Origin of the sequence: Caldisphaera sp. (genome assembly GCF_023256325.1) — an archaeon.
Lineage (GTDB): Archaea > Thermoproteota > Thermoprotei_A > Sulfolobales > Acidilobaceae > Caldisphaera.
This window is the reverse complement of record NZ_JAGDXI010000046.1, coordinates 1-2,929: the sequence shown is the minus strand read 5'-3', so window position 1 is coordinate 2,929 and position 2,929 is coordinate 1. Positions and strand designations below refer to the sequence as shown.

The window sequence follows — 2,929 nt, the reverse complement described above, 5'->3', positions numbered from 1 at the left end:
CACTTGTTATGATCCATTGTTTTATAAATGTAATCGATGGTGCTAATTTTTCAGCTAATGGAATAAATTCGTCTCTTAATATTAGAGCGTCGTCTTTTACATAATTAATAGTATACAATATTTCTTGAGGTGCTAGTCTAAGATTAATTGTGTGTAATGCTGCTCCAGTATATGGAACTGCAAATAAAGATTCAAGAAAATAATTCGTATTCCAATCAATTATTCCTATTTTAGAATTTTTTCCTAAACCAATATTTTTCAACCCGTTAGCTAATCGCTTAATTCGTTGGTTAAATTCAACATAATTATATCTCTTAATATTTCTATATACTATTTCTTTTTCTGGTGATCTAATTAGCGTAGCCAAAAAGAGTTTATCCAAGGTAAGTTCATACTTTTGGGGTTTTCCCATTAATCTCACCTTTCGTTCATTATATTAGTGAATACACAGATATATCCAAACATTATAACTGATAAGGAAAAAAATTTATAAGGTCTATTTTCATGGAATTATTTAACTATTAGAGTTAACAATGAACATTCTAGAAGTTTTAATGGTTAAGCGTTTAGAGTATTGGAATAGAGTTGTTTATACCTATATTTGTTTGTATGTTCAGATTACGATTCATAGTTTTTAAGCAAACTTAATGCTAACGAGAGCTGCTCCTATGCAAGCTAAAATAGCTGCTATCCAATGATATTTCTTTGGCCTTTTATCTTCATCAATCCCAAAAGCCAATAAAATAAATGTTGCTACAACAGGTCTTATATTTTGTAGTGGTGCTACAACACTGGCTTCTGCAGTTAATAAAGCGATATATCTCATAATTTGCCCTGCTGCTGCAGCTGTTCCCATTATAGCCAATGGATAAGCCAATCTTTTTAATTCTATTACTTTTATAGGATTTCTTTTAAATCCAATGTAACTAAATGCAATACCAGATAAGTATGCAATCAATGTGCCCAAAACTGGTTGCCCGCCATTCTGATCTCCTAATTTAATTAGAACTACAGCAATGGCTATTGAAAGACCTGTTATTAGGCCAAAGATAATTCCTGTCAATGACAAATTATTTTTAAATCCGCCGGAAGCTATATAGACGCTTATCATGATTAAAATTACGCCTATTGCCATAATTACTGTTACTTTTTCATCTAATAAAATCCATCCCATTAAGAATCCAAACAAAGCGCTTGTACTAGACAATATGCTTCCTCCACTTGAGCTTAATCTTGATATTGAGGCATATAAGGAAGATCTTCCAATAGTAAAATTAACTATACCTGCTATTAGATAAAAAATTAAGGAATTAAATGTCATAGTTAATTTGCCTATTGGTATTAGTAAAGAAATCAGAATTATTGGTAAGCCAAAAATTAGTGAAACAAATGTTAAAGACATAGAACTATTTCCTTTAATTTTTAGTTTTGTGACTGCATCATTTATGGCAAACCCTATTCCAGATCCTAAAGCAAGTAACACCGCTAGGGGATAACTTATTAAACTCAACTTTTATTTCCAAATTATTTTTATACATTGGATTATTAAATTTTTGTTGAACCTAATTATTAAGCATAATCATCATATAACTTTTTTCATCGATATTTTGAAGTTTAAACGATACTATCATATTTTTATATTGAGAAATATCTATAATATTGCTACCCATTTTTGAAAAACTAAGTAGAATTGCTAAAGAAAATGATATCTATCTTTCAGTAGGTATAACAGAAAAAAAAGTAAAGAATCGCCAGGAACCATGTGGAATTCAAATCTAATGTTTAATAGAGAAGGAAAATTATTACTTAATCATAGAAAAATAGTACCTACATGGGCAGAAATGCTAACATGGGCAAGAGGAGACGGTTCTACTTTAAGTGTGGTAGATACTGAAATTGGAAGGATTGGTGTATTAATATGTGGTGAAAACACAAATCCATTAGCAAGGTTCTCTCTTTTAGCTCAGGGAGAAGAAATGCACATAGCTACATATCCACCTGCATGGCCATTTTCTAGGCAGGTAAAGAATCAATACGATTTATCTGAGGCGATAAAAATAAGGACTACAGCTCATTCATTTGAGGGAAAGGTATTTACTATAGCTGCCTCTGTAGCCTTAGACAAATATACAATAGATATTTTGGAAGACGGTTTTAAGGGCTCCAAAGAAATTTTGGAGAGCGTGCAGCCTCCAGTTTCTTTAGCAATTGATCCCTCAGGTAAGGTAATTGCTGGTCCGTTAATAGGCGATGAGGGAATACTCATAGTTGATGTTGATTTATCTAAAATTATTGAACAAAAAGAAATACATGATATTTTAGGTTATTATAATAGGTTTGATATATTTAAACTTGAACTTAACAAAAAACCGCAAAGGCCTTTATGGATAGATGAATAATTTTTCACGAAGAAATTTTCAAGAGATACTTCTATTTTCTTTCTTGTGAATTGATGAAATAGACCATAAATTTAGTCTTTTCTAGAAATAAAGATTTTAATCTTAACAGACCATTATGTTTTCGATTTAGGCAATACGAATTCATCTTGTCAACAATTGAGGAAACAAAAATTTCTAGTGCATATAAGGCACTTTCTTATCAAGGAATTTCAAGGAATACTCGTCCCTTCAAGGTAGTAGGTTAGAATAATTATTGTTTTTCAATCTTACATGTTATATCGATTTGGAAGGACCATTATTATATTGTTAAAAATTATTTGGAAAATAGTATCTAAAATTATATTTTCTCTAAAGGCAAGAGTTTCTATTTTTTACAATTATATAAAAATTATTCACATAATTTAAACAATTAACCTTATAAACATCCTTTGTTAGTTTGATTAAATTAGAGTGGGTGAGAGCTATTGAAAGCCTATAGATCTCTGTCTAAGGGAGCTTTATATGGAATTATCGTAGTTGTTGTAATAATA

General features: G+C 30.4%; 3 protein-coding genes. 1 reads left to right on the top strand and 2 read right to left on the bottom strand.

What is annotated here, in order from left to right; translation table 11 throughout:
* Together Q0C16_RS06960 and Q0C16_RS06955 are read right to left on the bottom strand one after the other, a co-directional pair.
* A partial coding sequence (locus Q0C16_RS06960) for an AMP-binding protein (protein WP_292320760.1) occupies positions 1-412 on the bottom strand: 412 nt, incomplete at its 3' end.
* Between the two features lie 222 nt (positions 413-634).
* Positions 635-1,483 (bottom strand): DMT family transporter, encoded by an 849-nt coding sequence (locus Q0C16_RS06955; RefSeq protein ID WP_292320758.1) that lies wholly within the window; start codon positions 1,481-1,483, stop codon positions 635-637.
* A gap of 295 nt (positions 1,484-1,778) precedes the next feature.
* Between Q0C16_RS06955 and Q0C16_RS06950 the strand changes: the two genes are divergently transcribed.
* Positions 1,779-2,399 (top strand): nitrilase-related carbon-nitrogen hydrolase, encoded by a 621-nt coding sequence (locus Q0C16_RS06950; protein ID WP_292320757.1) that lies wholly within the window; start codon positions 1,779-1,781, stop codon positions 2,397-2,399.
* Positions 2,400-2,929: the final 530 nt, after the last annotated feature.

Bases quoted from the DNA above. Each gene is read 5' to 3' on its own strand.
- Q0C16_RS06950 (WP_292320757.1), top strand. From the start codon at position 1,779: ATGTTTAATAGAGAAGGAAAATTATTACTTAATCATAGAAAAATAGTA.